Origin of the sequence: Roseibium aggregatum IAM 12614, assembly GCF_000168975.1 — a bacterium.
In the GTDB taxonomy this organism is placed as follows: domain Bacteria; phylum Pseudomonadota; class Alphaproteobacteria; order Rhizobiales; family Stappiaceae; genus Roseibium; species Roseibium aggregatum.
This window is the reverse complement of the sequence record NZ_AAUW01000025.1, coordinates 76,734-95,237: the sequence shown is the minus strand read 5'-3', so window position 1 is coordinate 95,237 and position 18,504 is coordinate 76,734. Positions and strand designations below refer to the sequence as shown.

General features: G+C 59.7%; 20 protein-coding genes. 10 read left to right on the top strand and 10 right to left on the bottom strand.

The features are described 5' to 3' along the window. Positions 1-4: 4 nt before the first annotated feature. Positions 5-931, top strand: coding sequence for a LysR family transcriptional regulator (locus tag SIAM614_RS26805; RefSeq protein ID WP_006939410.1), 927 nt, complete (start codon positions 5-7; stop codon positions 929-931). Between the two features lie 41 nt (positions 932-972). Here SIAM614_RS26805 and SIAM614_RS26800 read toward each other — a convergent pair whose 3' ends face one another. The 3 genes from SIAM614_RS26800 to SIAM614_RS26790 form a co-directional block, all read right to left on the bottom strand. Beyond that, complete coding sequence (locus SIAM614_RS26800) at positions 973-1,503, bottom strand: hypothetical protein (protein ID WP_198137417.1); 531 nt, start codon at positions 1,501-1,503, stop codon at positions 973-975. Continuing rightward, positions 1,403-1,720 (bottom strand): T6SS effector amidase Tae4 family protein, encoded by a 318-nt coding sequence (locus tag SIAM614_RS33605; protein ID WP_006939408.1) that lies wholly within the window; start codon positions 1,718-1,720, stop codon positions 1,403-1,405. Before SIAM614_RS33605 ends, SIAM614_RS26800 begins: the two co-directional genes overlap by 101 nt. A gap of 216 nt (positions 1,721-1,936) precedes the next feature. Next, complete coding sequence (locus tag SIAM614_RS26790) at positions 1,937-2,845, bottom strand: alpha/beta fold hydrolase (protein ID WP_006939407.1); 909 nt, start codon at positions 2,843-2,845, stop codon at positions 1,937-1,939. Between the two features lie 589 nt (positions 2,846-3,434). Between SIAM614_RS26790 and SIAM614_RS26785 the strand changes: the two genes are divergently transcribed. Further along, positions 3,435-4,139, top strand: coding sequence for a ParA family protein (locus SIAM614_RS26785; RefSeq protein ID WP_040441239.1), 705 nt, complete (start codon positions 3,435-3,437; stop codon positions 4,137-4,139). 10 nt (positions 4,140-4,149) lie between these two features. Here the strand turns inward: SIAM614_RS26785 and SIAM614_RS26780 are convergent, their stop codons facing one another. Next, a complete protein-coding gene (locus tag SIAM614_RS26780) occupies positions 4,150-4,389 on the bottom strand; it encodes a hypothetical protein (RefSeq protein ID WP_006939405.1) in 240 nt (79 codons plus the stop codon). Here SIAM614_RS26780 and SIAM614_RS26775 point away from each other — a divergent pair. From SIAM614_RS26775 to SIAM614_RS26765, 3 genes are read left to right on the top strand one after another with little or no spacing between them, the layout of a single operon-like run. Then, positions 4,388-5,344 carry an HlyD family secretion protein gene (locus SIAM614_RS26775; protein WP_006939403.1) on the top strand — a complete coding sequence of 319 codons (957 nt, stop codon included), beginning with the start codon at positions 4,388-4,390 and terminating at the stop codon, positions 5,342-5,344. The genes SIAM614_RS26780 and SIAM614_RS26775 overlap by 2 nt on opposite strands. Continuing rightward, positions 5,341-6,279, top strand: a complete 939-nt coding sequence (locus tag SIAM614_RS26770) for an ABC transporter ATP-binding protein (RefSeq protein ID WP_157140113.1) — start codon at positions 5,341-5,343, stop codon at positions 6,277-6,279. Before SIAM614_RS26775 ends, SIAM614_RS26770 begins: the two co-directional genes overlap by 4 nt. Continuing rightward, a complete protein-coding gene (locus SIAM614_RS26765; protein ID WP_006939400.1) occupies positions 6,276-7,424 on the top strand; it encodes an ABC transporter permease in 1,149 nt (382 codons plus the stop codon). Before SIAM614_RS26770 ends, SIAM614_RS26765 begins: the two co-directional genes overlap by 4 nt. Before the next feature lie 242 nt (positions 7,425-7,666). Here the strand turns inward: SIAM614_RS26765 and SIAM614_RS26760 are convergent, their stop codons facing one another. From SIAM614_RS26760 to phnD, 5 genes are all read right to left on the bottom strand, one after another. Next, positions 7,667-8,587 (bottom strand): DMT family transporter, encoded by a 921-nt coding sequence (locus SIAM614_RS26760; protein WP_006939398.1) that lies wholly within the window; start codon positions 8,585-8,587, stop codon positions 7,667-7,669. Positions 8,588-8,899: 312 nt separating this feature from the next. Further along, entirely contained in the window at positions 8,900-9,697 is a 798-nt protein-coding gene (gene phnE / locus SIAM614_RS26755) for a phosphonate ABC transporter, permease protein PhnE (protein WP_006939397.1), read from the bottom strand. Further along, positions 9,697-10,491 (bottom strand): phosphonate ABC transporter, permease protein PhnE, encoded by a 795-nt coding sequence (gene phnE, locus SIAM614_RS26750; protein ID WP_006939396.1) that lies wholly within the window; start codon positions 10,489-10,491, stop codon positions 9,697-9,699. The genes phnE (SIAM614_RS26755) and phnE (SIAM614_RS26750) overlap by 1 nt, the downstream gene beginning before the upstream one ends. Then, positions 10,488-11,261: a phosphonate ABC transporter ATP-binding protein gene (gene phnC, locus SIAM614_RS26745; RefSeq protein WP_006939395.1), complete on the bottom strand. Its 774-nt coding sequence runs from the start codon at positions 11,259-11,261 to the stop codon at positions 10,488-10,490. The genes phnE (SIAM614_RS26750) and phnC overlap by 4 nt, the downstream gene beginning before the upstream one ends. Before the next feature lie 64 nt (positions 11,262-11,325). Continuing rightward, positions 11,326-12,294, bottom strand: coding sequence for a phosphate/phosphite/phosphonate ABC transporter substrate-binding protein (gene phnD / locus SIAM614_RS26740; protein WP_006939394.1), 969 nt, complete (start codon positions 12,292-12,294; stop codon positions 11,326-11,328). Between the two features lie 264 nt (positions 12,295-12,558). Between phnD and SIAM614_RS26735 the strand changes: the two genes are divergently transcribed. Beyond that, entirely contained in the window at positions 12,559-13,287 is a 729-nt protein-coding gene (locus SIAM614_RS26735) for a response regulator (RefSeq protein ID WP_006939393.1), read from the top strand. Continuing rightward, positions 13,284-15,806 carry an ATP-binding protein gene (locus tag SIAM614_RS26730; RefSeq protein WP_006939392.1) on the top strand — a complete coding sequence of 841 codons (2,523 nt, stop codon included), beginning with the start codon at positions 13,284-13,286 and terminating at the stop codon, positions 15,804-15,806. The genes SIAM614_RS26735 and SIAM614_RS26730 overlap by 4 nt, the downstream gene beginning before the upstream one ends. Before the next feature lie 35 nt (positions 15,807-15,841). On the opposite strand, the gene SIAM614_RS32260 is transcribed toward SIAM614_RS26730, so the two are convergent. Next, complete coding sequence (locus SIAM614_RS32260) at positions 15,842-16,495, bottom strand: hypothetical protein (RefSeq protein ID WP_006939391.1); 654 nt, start codon at positions 16,493-16,495, stop codon at positions 15,842-15,844. Positions 16,496-16,515: 20 nt separating this feature from the next. Here SIAM614_RS32260 and minC point away from each other — a divergent pair, with 20 nt between their 5' ends. The 3 genes from minC to minE are packed head-to-tail and all read left to right on the top strand — an operon-like array spanning position 16,516 to position 18,487. Continuing rightward, positions 16,516-17,352, top strand: coding sequence for a septum site-determining protein MinC (gene minC / locus SIAM614_RS26720; RefSeq protein ID WP_006939390.1), 837 nt, complete (start codon positions 16,516-16,518; stop codon positions 17,350-17,352). 56 nt (positions 17,353-17,408) lie between these two features. Beyond that, positions 17,409-18,230 carry a septum site-determining protein MinD gene (gene minD / locus SIAM614_RS26715; protein ID WP_006939389.1) on the top strand — a complete coding sequence of 274 codons (822 nt, stop codon included), beginning with the start codon at positions 17,409-17,411 and terminating at the stop codon, positions 18,228-18,230. Next, positions 18,227-18,487, top strand: a complete 261-nt coding sequence (minE, locus tag SIAM614_RS26710) for a cell division topological specificity factor MinE (RefSeq protein ID WP_006939388.1) — start codon at positions 18,227-18,229, stop codon at positions 18,485-18,487. Before minD ends, minE begins: the two co-directional genes overlap by 4 nt. The last annotated feature ends 17 nt before the right edge of the window (positions 18,488-18,504 follow it).

Below are 18,504 nucleotides of genomic sequence, written 5' to 3'. Positions count from 1 at the left end.
TTGCATGAATTGGCAGACCATCACATTTGACTGGAACCAGGCCCGTGCCTTTCTCGTGACGGCAGAGGAAGGGTCCCTGTCCGCAGCGGCCCGTGCTCTCGGGCTGACCCAGCCAACGCTCAGCCGACAGGTGGCCGCACTTGAAGAAACCCTTGGCGTGACGCTGTTCCAGCGGGTCTCCAAGAGCCTCATCCTGACCGAAGCGGGCATCGAACTGGCCGATCATGTGCGCGCCATGGGTGACGCGGCCAGCAGGGTGTCGCTTGCGGCGTCCGGCAAATCGCAGCAGGTCGAAGGGCTCGTGACCGTTTCAACGACCGATCTCATGGCAGCCCACGTTCTGCCCGGCATTCTGCGTGACTTGCGCAAGAAGGCACCGGGTGTGGAAGTGAAGGTCCTGTGCACGAACAGCTTGAGCGACCTGCGCCGGCGCGAGGCCGATATCGCAATTCGTCATGTGGAGCCGGACCATCCCGACCTTTATGCCCGGAAGCTGCGGTCGGCCCCGGCACGCATCTTCGGAGCCAGATCACTGGTCGAGCAATTCGGCCGGCCGCTGACGAAGGAAGACGCACCGGATCTCGATTTTATCGGCTTCGACAACAACGAGGAACTCATCGGATACCTGCGGGTCTTCGGCCTGAAGGTAACCGAAGTCAATATACGTCTGGGGTCGCCCAGCGGTGTGGTCGCCTGGGAGTTCGTCCGTCAGGGCCTCGGTCTTGCCATCATGGCCGACGAAATCGCCGATCGTTTTCCCGAAGTCGTTCCCGCCTTTGCCGATATCGAACCGATTTCCTTCCCGATCTGGCTGGTAACCCACCGTGAGCTCCACACCAGTCGAAGGATCCGCGTCGTGTTCGACCACCTGGCGGAAGGCTTGCTGAAGATGCCGTTGAGGGGGACGCCTGCTGTCTCAGTCCGCGTCTAGATTGCTGAAGATGTTGTTCGCGCTATCTTAATTTAGGAGATTCATTTCCTTGCAGGCAGAGCACGGTGCGCGAGAATTCGATACGTCTTTTCGTCCATGTCAGTCACGTTGCACGACGAAATTTCCATTGTACGCTCGGACATCGAAAGCGTCCCGTTTTGCACCAGAACAGCGCGCAGACGCGTGTCGCAATGACCCGCGCCTTCCTCACGACTGCTGTAAACTAGCAAGATTTTTTTTCCCCCATCTTCAAAAAGACGCAGGCTTTCGTCGCTGTTGAACACAAAATCGCAAGGTGCGGGCAGACCAGTATCAAGGCTTACTTTATCCGTTTCACCTGCCAGCATAACAGAACACCCATCAAGCCAGATTTCAGAACCAGAGAGGTCAATCGCACCTGGAGCGCCCGCGAACGAAGTCGTTCCAAGGCCTACTGCCAGCCCAGCGGCGGCAAGAACGGTCAGCGACATTTCAACTCGCCGGCCAGAACCAAATTTCCGTGCAGTCTTCGAAGTATTCACCGGTTTTGCTCGCTTTTCCGTCCCAAAGATCAATGTGGTCGCCAATACCATTCCGAAATCCGGCGATATCCTTAAAGAAAACAACGCCCGACTTGTTAGAAACTTTCACCTTGGCGTTGGCTCCACCAGGAACGATTGTGGGTCGATGAACTTGAGACCAAATGTAATGTCCAAGTGACTGTGCACCGCGCGCATGCCCGTGCTTGCAAAGGGGCCCCTGTTTGTAACCGGACAAGTGGAAGCCTGCTCCGATCAGGCAAATGCTCATACGAATTGCACATTGGTTATCCCACCCCTGATCACAAGGGTGATTAGCAGCCGGGTAGGAACTGTCGAGAGACGAAAACTTCGGAAGGGTACGCGCCATCACACTTCAACCTGAAACTGCCAATCAATTTTCACTCAATCTAATGTGGCGAAAGCTAAAGTTCTAGCTGTTTGTGCCCCCAAAAGCACTCGATGAAGGCGCCCAACGCCCGTTTCTCTAGCCCAGCATCCAGTTGAGCACGAGGCGCCAGTCGGTCATGCGGATGGGCGTGCCGTGCGTGCCGGTATCGAACAGGGTGAACTTGATCGGATAATTCGGTGCCTTGGTCTTGATCTGCTTGAAGAAGTTCGCCTGGTCTTCCCAGTTGTAGACCTGATCGAGTGTCCCCTGCCCCATATAGATTGGCACGTTGCGCCCGAGCGCTCCGGAAGACAGGAAATTGGGATCTTTCGGCGAGCCAAGGAGCAGGACGCCGGAGAGCATGCTGGCGTAATTGGCGTTCTTCAGCAGGTTCCAGCAGATGATGCCGCCCATGGAGCCGCAGGCAACCACCACCTTGGCGCGGGGAGACAACTGCTTTTGATACTGGATCAAAGCAGCCACATCCGTGGTGCCGCGATTGTCGAAGTTCTTTATGTCGACGGTCAGATAAGCGCCGCCGTTTCTGACCATCAGGTTCTGCACACGGTTGAAGTTGCCGCCGAAGGAGACGTCGTTCATGCCCTGAAAGCGGTTGCCGCCCTGCCCGTGAATGTAGATCACGATGGCGTTTGCGCCGCCTTTCCAGTTGCCGGTGCCCATGAACTCGACAACCCGGCCATTGGCTTTCAGTTCGCTGCTGCCACGGCCACGCTTGGGTTTGTAGGAAACATAATTTCCGTAGACCCTGCGTTCATCGACTTCGTCGCGGTCGCGCAGGTCCCGCTGCTTGGAGTATTCGACGACGATGAAATCGCCGTCGTAGAGCGTTTCGCTGACCTTCTTGTAGCGGAACAGCCCATCCTTGTAGGGCTTCAGGGCCTCTGCCTGGGCGAAACCCGCCATCCCCGCATAAGTCAACACCCCGCAAAGCAGAAGGTTCCGGATCAAGCAGGCCGGGCGGGCGTTGAAAAATCGGTGCAGCATGTGGCGTCCTTCAAGGCGCGTATATAAGATAGAAGTCTGATCCCAAAGCATCTGGCGTGCAATTCACCGCAGGCAAGTGCCCACAACACCATGAGACCGGTCAACCGGCAGCAGGCAGCCGATTCAGGCCCCCTTTCCGCATCGACAACCTACGCGGCACCCGGGGCGCATGCAATCGGTGGCGGGTCAAAAACGGGCGGGCTTTCTTGCCGGTCCAGTCTGCAAAGGCCCAAGATGTTGCTGATTGATGATTGCCGCTTCGAGAGCGCCGCTCGGTGCTGACAACACGGCAGGTCTCAGAACCCTTGCAAATTGTGCCAAGGCCTTTTGCGCGTCTTTATCCACAAATCCTAACGCGCGTTGAATAAGTGTGCTGCAAAATGCGAATTTAAGGATTTGGTAACCATAAAAATCCAAGACTGCCAGACAGATAGGCCTGCAAAAGGTCATCGGCGACACAAGCGGATTTGCAATGGAACAGACGAAAACCCGCTGACGGATCGCCTTTTAGGTGTTGGGGCAGCTTTGTGCATGCACTCGCAGACGCAAGTTGCTCCAGACAATGCTCGGCCAGGTCAGGAGAACCCAGATGCCAGTCATTTCCTTCGCAAACGCAAAGGGCGGCGCCGGAAAAACCACGGCGGCCCTGCTGCTGGCGACAGAAGTCGCGGCACGGGGAAAACGCGTCACCATCTTCGATGCGGACCCGCAGAAATGGATCTCGAAGTGGTACGAGCTGCCGCGCAAGAGCCCAGGCATCAACGTCATCAGCGAAATCTCGCCGGCCTCCATCACCGAGCAGATCATGCTTGCGGCCGAGACCTCCGACTACGTTATCGTTGATCTTGAGGGGACCGAGAACCTGATCGTCGCCAATGCGCTGTCGGTATCCGACCTGGTGGTGGTGCCGATCCAGGGCTCTTCCATGGATGCACGCGGCGGCGCTAAGATCCTCACGCTAATCAAGAAGCTTGAAAAAATCGTCCGTCACGACATCAAGCATTGTGTGGTTCTGACCCGGACCAACGCCGCCGTGACAACACGCGCGATGAAAGCGGTGCAGGATTTCCTTTCGGCCCAGAACATCGATGTCCTGATGACCCCGATTGTGGAGCGTGCCGCATTCCGCGACCTCTTCGAATTCGGCGGCGGCCTTTCCGGCCTCGACACAACCCTGGTGTCCGGCGTCCGCAAGGCGCGGGAAAACGCGTCGCTCTATGCGGCGGAAGTTCTGGAACGGGCGATCTCCGTGCCCAAGAAACGCTGGTACAACGTGTTCAAGCGGGCAAGCTGACGGCTTCGGATCATATCAATTTGCTGAAAGGCTGCGTATCAAATCGCAGCCTTTTTTGGTTCCGGTTGACGACGATCACCCCTCTTTTCTGGTCGATGCGAACCGGCACTTCATCGCAGGCTTTCTCTTGATGTTGATCCCCTCGCCTCCGCCTCAACCAGCCATGGCACACACCTTCGAAGCAGGCTATGGTTACGGCAAGGTACTGCCCCTCTTGCTGCATGCCGTTGATCCATTGAGAGGAATCCATGTCCACGACCCGTCCTCAAGCCTTCCTCGCCGCCAGCCTGTGCCTGTTTGTTGCCGGCTGTTACGGTGAAGAAGGCAATGTTGCCCTTGGAAATCTCGAGCGCGACCGGGTGGCCCTGACGGCGACGGCCAACGAGGTTCTGGTGGAGCTGCCCGTACCGCAAGGAACCTTCGTCAAGAAGGGAACCGTGCTGGCTCAGTTGGACCCGGCAGAACAACAGGCTATCGTCGCTCAGGCAAAGGCGGAGGTTCAGAAAGCCAAGGCCAATCTGGTGAAGCTTGAAAACGGAGCGCGCCAGGAAGAAATCGCCAAGGCCCGTGCGAGTGTCGCCGGAGCAAAGGCGGAACTGGAAGACGCGCAGGCCACGTTCGAACGCTACAACGACCTGACCGGGCGCGGCACCACAAGCCAGGCGCAGCTCGACAGCGCGAAGGCGGCGCGCGATGCCGCCGACGCAACCTTGCAAAGTGCGCAGGAACAATTGAAGGAGCTTGTCGCGGGGACAAGGCCGGAAGACCTCGACATAGCCAAGGCCGAGCTTGAGGCTGCGCAGGCCAGCCTTGCCACACAGGAAAAGATCCTGTCGGATCTCACCATCACCGCGTCACGAGACGGAACTCTCGACAGTCTTCCCTGGAACCTTGGAGAACGGGTGACGGCCGGCAGCCCCGTTGTGGTGATGCTGGCGGGCGATGCCCCCTATGCCCGGGTTTATGTGCCCGAACCGCACCGGGTGAAGGTCAAGCAGGGCGACAAGCTTGAAGTGCGGATCGACGGCCTCGACAAGTCGATCGAAGGCACGGTGCGCTGGATCAGCTCCGAAGCATCCTTCACGCCCTATTACGCGCTCAATCAGTCCGAACGGGCCAGGTTGATGTATGTCGCCGAGGTGCAATTGCCCGACAGTGCCAACGACCTGCCAAACGGCGTCCCCGCCCAGGTCGTCCTGCCGTGAGTTCAACGGGTGGGGACATCGTGATCCGGGCCGAGGGCCTGGTGAAAAGCTTCAAGGGGTTCCGGGCAGTCGACGGACTGGACCTGACCATTGAACGCGGCATGATCTACGGCTTTCTGGGCCCCAACGGCAGCGGCAAGACCACCGCCATGCGCATGCTCACGGGGCTTCTGACGCCAACGGAAGGAACCGTTGAAGTTCTGGGGCTCTCCGTCCCCAAGGATGCGGAGACCCTGAAATACAAGATCGGCTACATGACCCAGGCCTTCTCGCTGTACGGCGACCTGACGGTGCTGGAAAACCTCACCTTCATGGCGACGATCTACGGCCTGCCGTCGAAGCGAAAGAAACAGCGCATCGCCGAGGTTATGGAGCGCTATGAACTGAGCGACCTCGGGGACCGGTTCGCAGGCAAGATGTCCGGCGGCCAGCGCCAGCGCCTTGCCCTGGCAACCGCGGTTCTGCACGAGCCGCAGCTTCTGTTTCTGGACGAACCGACCTCGGCCGTGGATCCGGAGTCGCGCCGCCATTTCTGGGAACAGCTTTTCGACCTGGTCGATGGCGGCACCTCCATCGTCGTGACCACCCATTTCATGGATGAAGCGGAACGCTGCCACAAGATTGCTATCATGGAAGCAGGCCAGAAGCGTGCGGACGGAGCACCCAAGGACCTGATGGCGGCAATGGGCGCCAATGTGGTGGAAATCGAAGGACCGAACCTGCGCGAGATCCGCCGGAAGCTGCTGGGAACGGAGGGCATCATTACCGCCGCGCAGCTTGGGGCCCGACTTCGGGTTCTGGTGCGGGAAGACATTGCCGACCCGGAAGCCTTTCTGAAGACCAAGGACGAAACCAACGGTGCCACGCTGATCGAAAAGGTGCGCCCGAACCTGGAAGATGTCTTCGTGACCGCAACGGGAGAAGGCCGCCAATGATCAGACCGCTCTCCCGCATATCCGCGATTTTCTTCAAGGAACTCGCCCAGTTGCGCCGTGACCGGATGACTTTCGGCATGGTCATCATGATCCCTTTGATCCAGCTCATCCTGTTCGGCTACGCGATCAACACCAACATCCGGGACATTCCCGTTGCGGTCGTCGATCACAGCCAGACCGGGATCAGCCGCGTTCTGATCCAGATGGTGGAAGCCACGCGCGTGGTGAAGGTGACCGAACGCCTGACGAGCATTGAGGAAGCGGAAACGGCCATCAAGGCCGCCCGCGTGCGAGCGGCCTTCATCCTGCCGTACGACCTGTCCCAGCGGGTTGCCCGCTCTCCCGCCGCCAATCTCGGCACGCCGCCTTCCACGGACGAGGAAACCAGCCGGCCCGTCGCCCAATGGATTGTCGACGGCTCCGACACCATGATCGCAGGTGCCATCAAGTCGCTGCGCAACATGCCGCTGTCCGAACTGAACCGGCAGGCCCCGAACCGGTCGACGCCGACCTTCGAGGTGGCCCTGTTCTTCAACCCGGAACAGCGCACCGCCATCAACATCGTGCCCGGCCTTGTCGGCATTATCCTGACCATGACCATGATCATGTTCACCTCCGCCGCAATCGTGCGCGAACGCGAGCGCGGCAACATGGAGATGCTGATCAACACACCGGTGCGGCCGATCGAGCTGATGATCGGCAAGATCATCCCCTATATCTTCATCGGGCTGGTGCAGACCGCGATCATCCTCGGGCTCGGCCATCTGCTGTTCAACGTGCCCTTCGGCGACCGGATACTCGACCTCTTCGTCGGAACATTGCTCTTTATCGGCGCCAGCCTTTCCCTGGGCCTGGTGCTGTCGACCATTGCCCAGAGCCAGTTGCAGGCAACGCAGATGACCGTCTTCGTTCTGCTGCCGTCGATCCTGCTGTCGGGCTTCATGTTTCCCTACGAGGGCATGCCGGTGATCGCGCAATATATTGCCGAGGCGTTTCCGGCGACGCATTTCATGCGCATGATCCGCGGCTTTGTCCTGCGTGATGCCGGGCTTGTAGAGCTGCATCGCGATGTCCTGTGGATGTGCGGCTTCTTCGTTCTCGGCATGATCGTCGCCGCGTTCAGGTTCAAGAAACGGCTGGATTGAGGAATGGCTGGCCTGGGCACCAGTTGCTTAGCCAACTGCTGTAGTGACCAGCCTCCTTCGCCCGCCTCCCCCAGGGCCGCATCCTGAGGAGCGCAATTCTGCGCGTCTCGAAGGATGGGCGGCATACTCATGAGCAAGTGGCCCATCCTTCGAGACAGCGCTAACGCGCTTCCTCAGGATGAGGCTGTCGTGTTGTGGGAAGTCCGGATAGCCGCCAGTTGGCAGTCAGTCTCCCCCGCTTCCTACTTCGGCTGCGGGCCCGTATCGAACCGCGGGTTGGCGGTTTTCAGGACCGGGGTCTGCATGGAGACATTCTCGCGGCTCTCGCGCCAGACGACGAAGATGCCCGAGGCGATGATGATGGCAGAGCCGAGTCCGACGTAGAAGTCCGGCGTTTCGGAAAAGAACAGTACGCCGAACAGGCTTGCCCACAGGATCTGGCTGTATTGCAACGGTGCCACCACTGCGGCCGGAGCGGCCTTGTAGGCGGAAATCGTCAGGAACTGGGCAACGACCGACAGAAAGCCGATGGCCGCCATCAGGCCGAGATCGAGAAGCTCCACCGGCACGTAGAACACAGGCAGCGTCATGGACATGGCGGTCATGGACAGGATCATCGGGTAGAGGATCAGCACCGCCGGGCGCTCCTTGCCGCCGAGTTTACGCACCAGAATGGTGGAGAGCGAATTGGCGAAGGCCGCCGTCAGAGCCGCGGCATGGCCGAGGGTCAGTTCGGTCACGCCAGGACGTAAAACGATTAAAACGCCAACCAGACCGACAATCACCGCCGCCCAGCGCTGTGCCCGCACGGTTTCGCCCAGCAACGGCACCGACAAAGCGGTGATCAGCAGCGGCATGGCAAAGAGCAACGCATAGACCTCGGCCAGCGGCAGCGCCGTGAAGGCGTAGAAGCCGCAAGACATGGCGATAATGGCCAGGCCTGCCCGAAACAGCACCAGCCAGGGATGCCTTGGACGGAAATTGTCGACCGCCTTGTCCGCCAGCATCATCATGGACATCGGCACGAAGGCGAACAGCATCGTGAAGAAGATGATCTGAAAGACCGGATAGCTGGCGCCGAGTTCCTTGATGATCGCGTCATGCGTGGAAAACAGGGCAAATGCGAGAAGCGCGGCGGCAAGTCCCTTGAGCGATTCAGTCATAGGCCGGGCCTTAATGGTGTGGTGGCCGCCCGCGGAAACCAGTCAGATGCGGGGCGAGGTTTCAGGCGTGACGCATGTTTTCGTCAGCCGAGCGGTGGCGGCAAATCAGCGGTTGGTGGCAGTCTCTTGGTTCGATCATCGCTGAAACGAATAAAAGTTCAAGAAAGACAACGTCGCTTCGGCTGGTTTTCGGACAGAATGACAAAGAGTTTCCACAAAGCAAATGGTGCGGCAGAGATTTCTCCCTGCCGCACCATTGTTTTCAGTTTGCCAGAACTGCTTTTCAGACCAACCAACCGGTTCGGACTCTTTTCAGAGGATCTTGCGCCGCAGGTAGGACGATACGACCTCGCCGGCAACCACCAGGGCGATGATGGCCAGGAGCACCGTGGAAACTTCCTGCCAGTTGAAGGTGTCGATGGCGCCTTGCAGGATCACCCCGATGCCGCCGGCACCGACCAGGCCGAGAACCGTGGATTCCCGCAAGTTGATGTCCCAGCGCAGGATCGCCACCGCAAAGAAGGTCGGCATGACCTGAGGCACGATGGCATAGAGCACGACCTTGAAATGGCTTGCTCCACATGCCTTCAGCGCTTCGACCGGCTTCGGATCGATTTCCTCGATGGCCTCACCCAAAAGCTTACCCAGGAAGCCGATGGAGCGGAACATGATGGCGACGATACCGGCAACAACACCGGGGCCGAAGATTGCCACGAACAGCAAGGCCCAGATGATCGTATTGACCGACCGCGAGGAGACCAGGATGAACCGGCCCAGCCAGAGCGTCAGCGCGTTCGGCGTGGTGTTCTGCGCGGCGATATAGGCCACCGGCAGTGCCAGCACGACCGCCATGGCTGTAGCGATGGTGGCCAGGTTCACCGTTTCCCACAACGCACTCAGGATCTGGTCGAGGTGGGTCGGGTCGGGCGGCACCATGCGGCTGAAGAGATCGCCCATCTGGGTCGGCGCGTCCCACACCCAGGCCCAGATGATGTTGACGCTGCCCAGTGCCCAGGCGACGACAAGGGCGGTCAGTGCAAAGTAGCCGTAGCGCTGAAACCGCTGTGCCGGCGTGTAGCGCGCCCAGTCTTGAAGCTGTACCTGTTCCATTATGCGATCCGCTTTCTGATGGCACCGCTGACGGCTTCGGAAATCAGGATGGCACCCACGATGACCATGGTGATCGCCAGGGCGAAGTCGTAATCGTAGCGTCCGAAGGCATTGGCCAGGGTGGCACCGATCCCGCCCGCGCCGACGATACCGACGACCGCCGAGGCTCTCAGGTTACTGTCGAGCTGGTAGATGCCGAGGCCGATCTGGCGCTGCATGATCTGCGGGAACACCGCATAGACCAGTGTCGACAGGAACGGAGCACCGGCTGCCCTCATGGCTTCGACGGGCCCTGGGTCGATTTCCTCGATCTTTTCGGCCAGCAGCTTGGCAACAAAGCCGATGGAGTAGACGATCAGCGTCAGGATGCCCGCGAAAGGGCCGAAACCGACGGCTTTCACGAAGATGATGGCAACGATCACCGGATGGAAGCTGCGTGCGATGATGATGACTGCCCGGCCAAAATAATAGATCGACAGCGGAGCGATGTTCCTGGCCGCCATGAAGGCGATCGGGATCGACAGCAGGACGCCGCCGACAGTCGCGAGGATTGCGATCTTCAGGCTTTCCATAAACCCGTCGATGAGCAATTCGCTACGCTGGAAGCTGGGCGGGAAGGCCCCGCCGAAGATCCGCCCTGCCCGGCTCAGGCCTTGCACCATACGGTCCCAGTCGATCGGCAGCGTCGCAAAGGTGGTCACGATATAGACCGCGATCGCGGCATAAAGGCCGTAGCGCAAAACCGGGTTGGCGATGAAGGGCTGCTTGCGCCAGGTGTCCCTCGCCGTACTCATGCCGCAGCGCCTTCCATCTGCCGGTCCTCATGGGGAACACCGGCATAGATCTCGTGCATCGCGTCCTTTGTCAGGGCATCCGGCAGATCGTCGAAGATGATGCGCCCATAGCGCATGCCGACGATACGGTCGCTGAATTCCTTGGCTTCATTGACGTTGTGAATGTTGATGATCACCGGCAGCTTCAGTTCGCGCGCAAGGTCCCGAAGCAGGGTCATGATCTGTTCGGAGGTCTTCGGATCGAGCGACGCTGTCGGTTCGTCGGCCAGAAGGATTTCCGGCTGCTGCATCAGGGCCCGGATCACGCCGACACGCTGGCGTTCGCCGCCGGACAGTTCGTCCGCGCGCTTGTTGGCGTAATGGGCGATGCCGACTCGCTCCATCAGCTCGTAGGCCCGGCGGATGTCTTCCTTCGGGTAACGCCGTGACAGTGCGGCCCAGGTCGAGATGTAACCGAGACGCCCACTCTGGACGTTTTCCATGACGGTCAGGCGGTCGACCAGATTGAAACTCTGGAACACCATGCCGATGCGGCGACGGCCGACGCGCAGTTCGCGCTTGCCCAGGCTGGTGAAATCGGTGCCATTGAGGAAGATCTTGCCCGAGGTCGGTTCGACCAGGCGGTTGATGCAGCGAAGCAGCGTACTTTTGCCCGCACCCGAAGAGCCGATCACGGAGACGACCTCTTCGCCGGGAACCTCAAGGTCCAGGTCTTTGAGCACAGGATCCCCGGCCCCGTAACGCTTCACAAGGCTTGTTATCTTTAGCATGTTTTACCCCGATTGAACCGGCCCGCCGGAGCTGTCTCTCGGCGGGCCGTCAAAGCCAGTTGTCTTACTTGGCAAGACCTTGCGGCGTGTACTCAACACCGTTGCTGGCCTGGATCTGCCGGATGACAGCCCACTGGTCCTTGTAGGTGATGGGAACGAACTTGCTTACGCCCTCGAATTCCTCACCCAGCTTGTTGCCCTTGAAGTCGAAGCTGAAGAACGCTTCCTTGATTTTTTCAACGAGGGCCGGATCCAGGTCGTGGGCGTAGTTGAAGGAGGTTGTCGGGAACGGATCGCTTTCCCAGACAATGCGCACTTCCTCAGGATCGTAAAGGCCGCGTTCCGCCATGCGGTCGACAACTTCGGAGGCAACCGGCGCGGCGTCATAGTCGCCGGCAACCACGCCCAGCATCGATTGGTCGTGGGACCCGGAATAGATGACTTCATAGTCCTGGTCCGGCACGACGCCGAGAGCCGGGAACAGGGCGCGCGGCGCCTGGTTGCCCGAGTTGGATGTCGGAGACGTGTGCGCGATGCGCTTGCCCTTCATATCAGCTGGCGTTTTGATATCGCTGTCGGCCTGGGTATAGATCTGAAGGCGATAGCCGAACTGACCGTCTTCGCTGCCCATGATCGCAAACGGGACGGCACCTGCGAGATTGACGGCGAAAGGCGTCGGGCCAGTCGAGAAGCCTGCGATGTGCAGACGGCCGGACCGCATGGCTTCCACTTCAGCCGAATTCGACTGCACCGCGAAGAACTGCACGTCCTTGCCGGTCACAGTTTCCAGATGCTCGATGAAAGGCGCCCAGATGTCGGCATAAACAGCGGGATCTTCAACCGGCGTATAGGCAAAGACGAGCGTGTCGGGGTTGCTCAGTTTGGCCGGATCGGACGGTGCGTCGGCGACAAGATCGCCATTGGCGTCGCAATAGATGCTGTCGAGTGCACCCTGGTTCGCGCACTCCGCAGCATAAGCGGACGAAATGGCAAAACCGGTCACAAAAGCCACGGAACCGAGCCGGGCCAGCATATTTCTCATATTTTCCTCCCATTACAGATCGTTCCTGCCCCGCAGCGCATCGCACCGCAAGGCTCTTGAAAGATCCACATCAGCCTACCGGGAGATGGCGAAGGAAAACGAGCGGCGAAGTGTTAACAGAAGCTGTTGGACAGCCTTATTTTGTTAACAGTGTTACAGCTGCGCGTGGGCAGGTGAAACATTTGTAACGAGATTCTGGCCTCGCCGCCCGGTCCTTGTGTTAGACAGCTCATGTAGGTGCAAGAGAGCGACAGCATGGATGCAAGCGCGACAAGACCGGTGATTGCCATCATCGATGACGACGCGGATGTGCGCGATACCCTGTCTGCACTGATGGAGGCAAGCGGGTTCGAACCGGTTGCGTTTCAGGACAGTGACGGCTTCAAGGCCGCCGGCAGCCCCCAGGACTTCGACCTTGCTCTGATCGACCTGCGCCTCAAGGGCGAGTCGGGTCTTTCCCTTGCCATCCATATCCGCGAGACCAGCGAGCTTCCCATCGTCATGCTGACCGGCGTCGGCGACGAGATCGACAAGATCATCGGCCTTGAGACGGGCGCCGACGACTATCTGATGAAGCCGTTCAATCCGCGCGAACTCGTCGCCCGCATCCGCGCAGTACTCCGCCGCTACGGGCATGGCGTTTCGGCCGTAAAAGCCGGCAAGGATCAGGAAATCGTCTTCGGCGACAAGAGGGTGAACCTGAAGCGCCGGGAACTGCTGGACGGGAACGGCGACGAGATTCCGCTGACCAACGCGGAATATGTCCTGCTGGAATATTTCGTGAAGAACCCGGATCGGATCATTCCCCGCACGGACCTGATGCGCGAGATCGGCAGCGACATGCAGCGCTATGTGGACCGGACAATCGATGTCCTGATCCTGCGGCTGCGCCGCAAGATCGAGAATGTCCCCTCCAAGCCCGTTCATCTGCAAACCCGCCGGGCGCAGGGGTACATCTTCGTCCTCCAGGCTGACGGACCATGAGCACGTCCCGGCTCCGCCAGCCCAGCATCCGCTCGCTGCTGCTTTCGTCCATCGGTCTGCTTCTTGTCGTGGTCATGGTGGTCGGGGCCATTGCTCTCATTACGCTCAACAGCGCCGAAGAGCGGCTCGGCACCTTTCACGACCAGACCTTGAGCGACGTTTCCGACGCTCTGGAGCTTTCCGGCAACGCGTCGAAGCTGGCCGCCTCCGCACCCTTTCTGATGACGCTCAGCCCAAGCTTCCAACTTGAAAGCGAAGCTGAACGAGTTCTCGCAACACTTGATCACATCGAATCTTTGGGGGGCGGCGATCCTGATCTCGTCAGGCCTCTTGCCCGTATCCGGGTGGCGATCACCGATCTTGCCCGTGCAATGGTTCCACAGGGCAGGACCGCTGCCGAACTCGCACTGATCGATCAGGATCTGGAACGCCTGCAAAAACGCTTCCGCAGGCTGGCGCAGTCGCGGGACCAGTCGCCGGAGGACCGCCAGAACTGGTCTGCCTTGCAGCAACTGGTCATGGCCGCCATCGGCGCGCTGCGCAGTCAGGAGCTGATCAAGGTGGGGGAGCAACAGAGCAGTTTCCGGCGCATCCGTCAGGACATTGCAGCCTCTGCCACCTCCCCTGTCCGCGCGGCCCTGGCAGAGGTCGACGAGGCTGTGATGCGGCGCGGTGACCTGTTCTCGCTGCGCTATTCCAGCCTCGCAGCCAAGCTTGATGCCGAAAACGCTCTCTTCCGCATTCGCACCGAGCTCGTGCAGGTGAACGCCTACGCCCTGCAGAAGGTCACGGACACAAAGCTGAGGCTTCGCGATTCACGCGACAAGACAACAACCAGCATTACCTTTGCAAAGGCCGTCATTCTGGTCCTGACTGTCATCAGTCTGGTTGTCGCCATCGGCTCTGCCCTGTTTGTCTCCCGCTATGTGGTGCGCAACCTGCACCAGATCACTGCTGTCATGCGGCGGCTGGCGGCAGGAGACCTGAAGGCACGGCTGCCCAAGAAGGCAAGCGCGTCAGACGAGATCGGGCAGTTGTCCGAGGCTTTCCGCAAGTTCCGGTCCAATGCCCTGCGGCTGGAACGGAAAACCCGGGAAGTCTGGCGCCGCAACGAGCTTTTCATCACCGTTTTCCAGAACATCAGTGACGGCGTTGCGGTGCTGTCGCCGACCGGGCAGTTCCTCGCCGAAAACGACCGCGTACGGGAATTGCTGCGTCTGGAAAAAGCAGGTCGCGGCAAGCGCATGACGCTGCCGGAGCTTCTGGAAGGGTCGGCGTTCCAACCCCGGGCCAATGAAAACGACAGGGCCGGATTTGGCGAATACGCCGACCCCACCGGCCGGGTTCTGGAAGTGCGCCAGTCGGCATTGCCCGACGGCGGATCCGTGTGGCTGTTTTCCGAAACGACGGAGCGCAAGCGGATCGACGAACGGCTGGAAGAGATCCGGCGGGTGGAAAGTCTCGGCAAGGTGACGGGCGAAGTTGCCCACGACTTCGGCAACATCCTGTCCACGATCTCCGGCAATCTTCACATGCTTGAGGGCGAGCTTACGCCCAAGGCCTCGGTGATGAAGGCAAGGATCAATGATGCGGTCGAACTCGGCGTTTCCCTGATCGAGCGGCTTCTGGCCTTTGCCCGAAAACAGCACCTTGCCCCTATCGAAACCGATATCGCCGTGATCGCGGAAGGCATGGAAGACCTGTTGTCGATGGCCCTGCCTGAAACCGTAACGCTGTCGATCCGGTGCGACGAAGGCCCGATGTTTGCGCGCATCGACCCCGGCCAGCTGGAAAGCGCTATCTTGAACCTGTGCGTCAATGCCGGACAGGCCATTGAAGACGAAGGACACATCGAAATCGCCGTAACGCGGCAAACAGACGGAAAGATCTCGCTATCGGTGAAGGACGATGGCTGCGGGATGGATGCGGATACGTTGCGCCAGGCTGCCGAGCCTTTCTTTAGCGCTCGCGCGAACGGCGAAGGCACCGGTCTCGGCCTGTCCATGGTGCACGGGTTCGTGCATCAGTCTGGTGGCACCATCCACATTGCGTCGCAGCCGGGTCAAGGAACCTGCGTGACGTTGACCTTCCCCCAGCAATCCGGCGGAAAAGCCCCCCAATCTCCGGGGACCGTCGCTGGGGATGGGATCGGGCGAGCCCTGGTGGTCGATGACGACCGGCGGTCGGCAGCGGCGATTTCGGACCTCATGACAAGGTTCGGGTACACGGTGACGACAGAGCATAGTTTTGAGAATGCAAAGGCCAGGATCAGCCCTGACATGCCCTACTCGATCGTGGTGACGGATCTGCAGCTCGACAATGGACATTCGGGCTGGGATCTTGCCGGGCAGGCTCTTGAAGCGCACGCAGATTGCCGGGTCGTTGCCGTTTCGGGGCATCTGCCAAACGACGATCCGTTTTCAGACCGATATGCCGGGCGTTTTTCGAAACTGCCCAAGCCGGTGGATGCCGAGGCGCTGGCTGGCAAAATCGGGCTGAAGCTGAACGAGCCGGCCTGAGCAAGGCTCAAGCAAAACCCTGTTAGCGGTGCATATCAGACGAAGACCCGCGCCAGTGTCGCTACGGCAAGCGCGGTTGCGGCGCGTTTCGGCCCAGCCAGGTCCGACGCCGTGCCACCGGGCACCATCAGATTGATGCGGTTGAGATCCGTCGCATCCAGATGATCGAGATCGGCTGATTTCGCGGCTTCCTCGGCAGACAGCCGGATTTCATCGAGCATGCGCACGAGGCCTTGCCAGATGTGAATAGGCGGTGCCTCGCTCGTACTGCACCAGCGAAGAATTTCATCTTCAGATACGTTAAGCACCATCGCAGCCTCACTCGTATCGAGGCCTAGATAGGTCATCATATCACTGAAGTTGCTCATTCTTTTCCCCAAGACGCGTCGCGCCCCAAACACCAGATTGTCTATATTGCACTGCAATATGGCAAAAATCCAGTTTTTTACAGGAATTGAGTTAACCAATGCGCCGGCAAAGAAGGCAGGCCGGGGTGCGATGCTGCGATTCTTGGCGGTTCTCTTGGTATTTTTGGCAAGTAGAGCGACCAGCGCTTGAACCAGAGACTTGGTGTAAGAGCCAATTATCTGAAATATCAGATGAAAATTGATATCGGTGGAAAACGGCTGCCTGCCCGATTGTCCGGTTCGGTTAATGATAGGTTTACCGGACCAAATCAACCTGACCAATTGTGCCGCCGGACTCTTTGATGAAGTTCAAGGGAAAATCCTTCATTGCCATCGTTCTGAGCCCGGAGCCGCCCTTTGCGGACTGGTTCCGTGAAATCGACCGGATCATCGAACGCTCGCCTGGATTCTTTATCGACCGGCCCATCATTCTGGATGTTCGGGGGACCAAGATACCGATCGAGGAGTTGGAGCAGCTTCTTGCGCAGCTTGGCGACCGTTCGATCCGCGTCATGGGCATTGACGGTGTCGCCGGTACACGGCTGAAACCAGGCATGCCGCCGAGTTTCTCAGGTGGCCGCCTGGCCTCCGACGTGGATGTCCCGACACCCGCGAACGCTCCGGCTGAGGCCAGCGATGGCCCTGAAGCAAAACAAGCGGACGGGAGCGGGACAGACGGTGCCGCGAAGGGTGCGTCCGGCAAAGCCAGGAAGGCAACCGGCGAAACGAAGACCAAGGCCAGCAAGGTCAATGGCAACAGCGCGCCGGAATCAGAAGCGTGGGAAGCCTCGCCGGCAAGCATTGCAAGCGGGTCCTCCATCGTGATTACGGAACCGGTTCGCTCGGGTCAGAGCATTCTGCATCCGGAAGGCGACGTGACGGTGATCGGCTCTGTGAGTTCCGGCGCCGAAATCATCGCCGGCGGCTCGATACACGTCTATGGCGCTCTGCGCGGACGTGCATTGGCCGGTGTCTCCGGGAAAGACAGCGCCCGCATCTTCTGCTCCAAGCTGGATGCGGAGCTGGTTTCCATCAACGGGCTCTACAAGGTCGCGGACGATTTCGATACCGCCCTGCGCAACGCACCTGCGCAGATACGCTTCGAAAACGAAACCCTCGTCTTTGAAGAGCTGAACTAACCACAGAACCGGCAGCCGAGCGCGGCCGGTCTGACAACAAAAACAGGACGAACACCATGAGCAACGCTACTGTCGTTGTGGTCACGTCAGGCAAGGGCGGCGTGGGCAAAACCACCACCACCGCAGCCATCGCCTCGGCGCTTGCCAAAGAAGGCTACCAGGTCTGCGCCATCGACTTCGACGTCGGGCTGCGCAACCTCGACCTGATCATGGGTGCGGAACGGCGGGTCGTGTTCGACCTCGTCAACGTGGTGCGCGGCGAAGCTTCGATCAAACAGGCGCTGGTGCGCGACAAGAAGCTGAACAACCTCTACCTGCTGCCGGCCTCCCAGACCCGGGACAAGGACGCACTGACCGAAGAGGGCGTTGCGAGCGTCATCAGCGAATTGCGGATGTACTTCGACTGGGTGATCTGCGACAGCCCGGCAGGTATCGAGCGCGGCGCGACGCTGGCCATGCGCCATGCGGATGAGGCCATCATCGTATCCAACCCGGAAGTGTCGTCCGTACGCGACTGCGACCGGATCATCGGCCTGCTCGACGCAAAAACCAAGATTGCCGAAGACGGCGGCCGCATGCCCAAGCACCTGATGATCACGCGCTACGACACCGAGCGCGCCAAGACCGGCGACATGCTGGCGACCGACGATGTCGTCGACATTCTGTCCGTGCCTCTCATCGGCGTCGTTCCGGAAAGCAAGGACGTTCTGAAGGCCTCCAACGTCGGCCTGCCGATCACGCTGTCGGACGAAAACTCTCCGGCCGCCAAGGCTTATACCGAGGCTGTCCGCCGCCTCCTGGGTGAAAATATCCCTGTCACGATCCCGGAAGAGAAGAAGGGCCTGTTCGGCAAGTTCTTCAAGGGGAGGGCCGCATGAACATCCTGAGCCTCTTTGGCAAAAGAGGTGAAAGCGCCTCGGTTGCCAAGAACCGGCTGCAAATTCTGCTGGCGCACGAACGGGCCGACGACGGGTCCGACGCGGTCCTGATTTCAAGTCTGCGGGAAGACATTCTGGCCGTCGTTGCAAAGCGTGTGGCTATCGACCCGGACTCCGTCCGTCTCGAGATGGACAGAACCGGCGACGTCACAACGCTCGGCATAGACATCGAGTTGCCGTCTGCAAAGGCATCCTGACCTGCGAGACCGGCCCC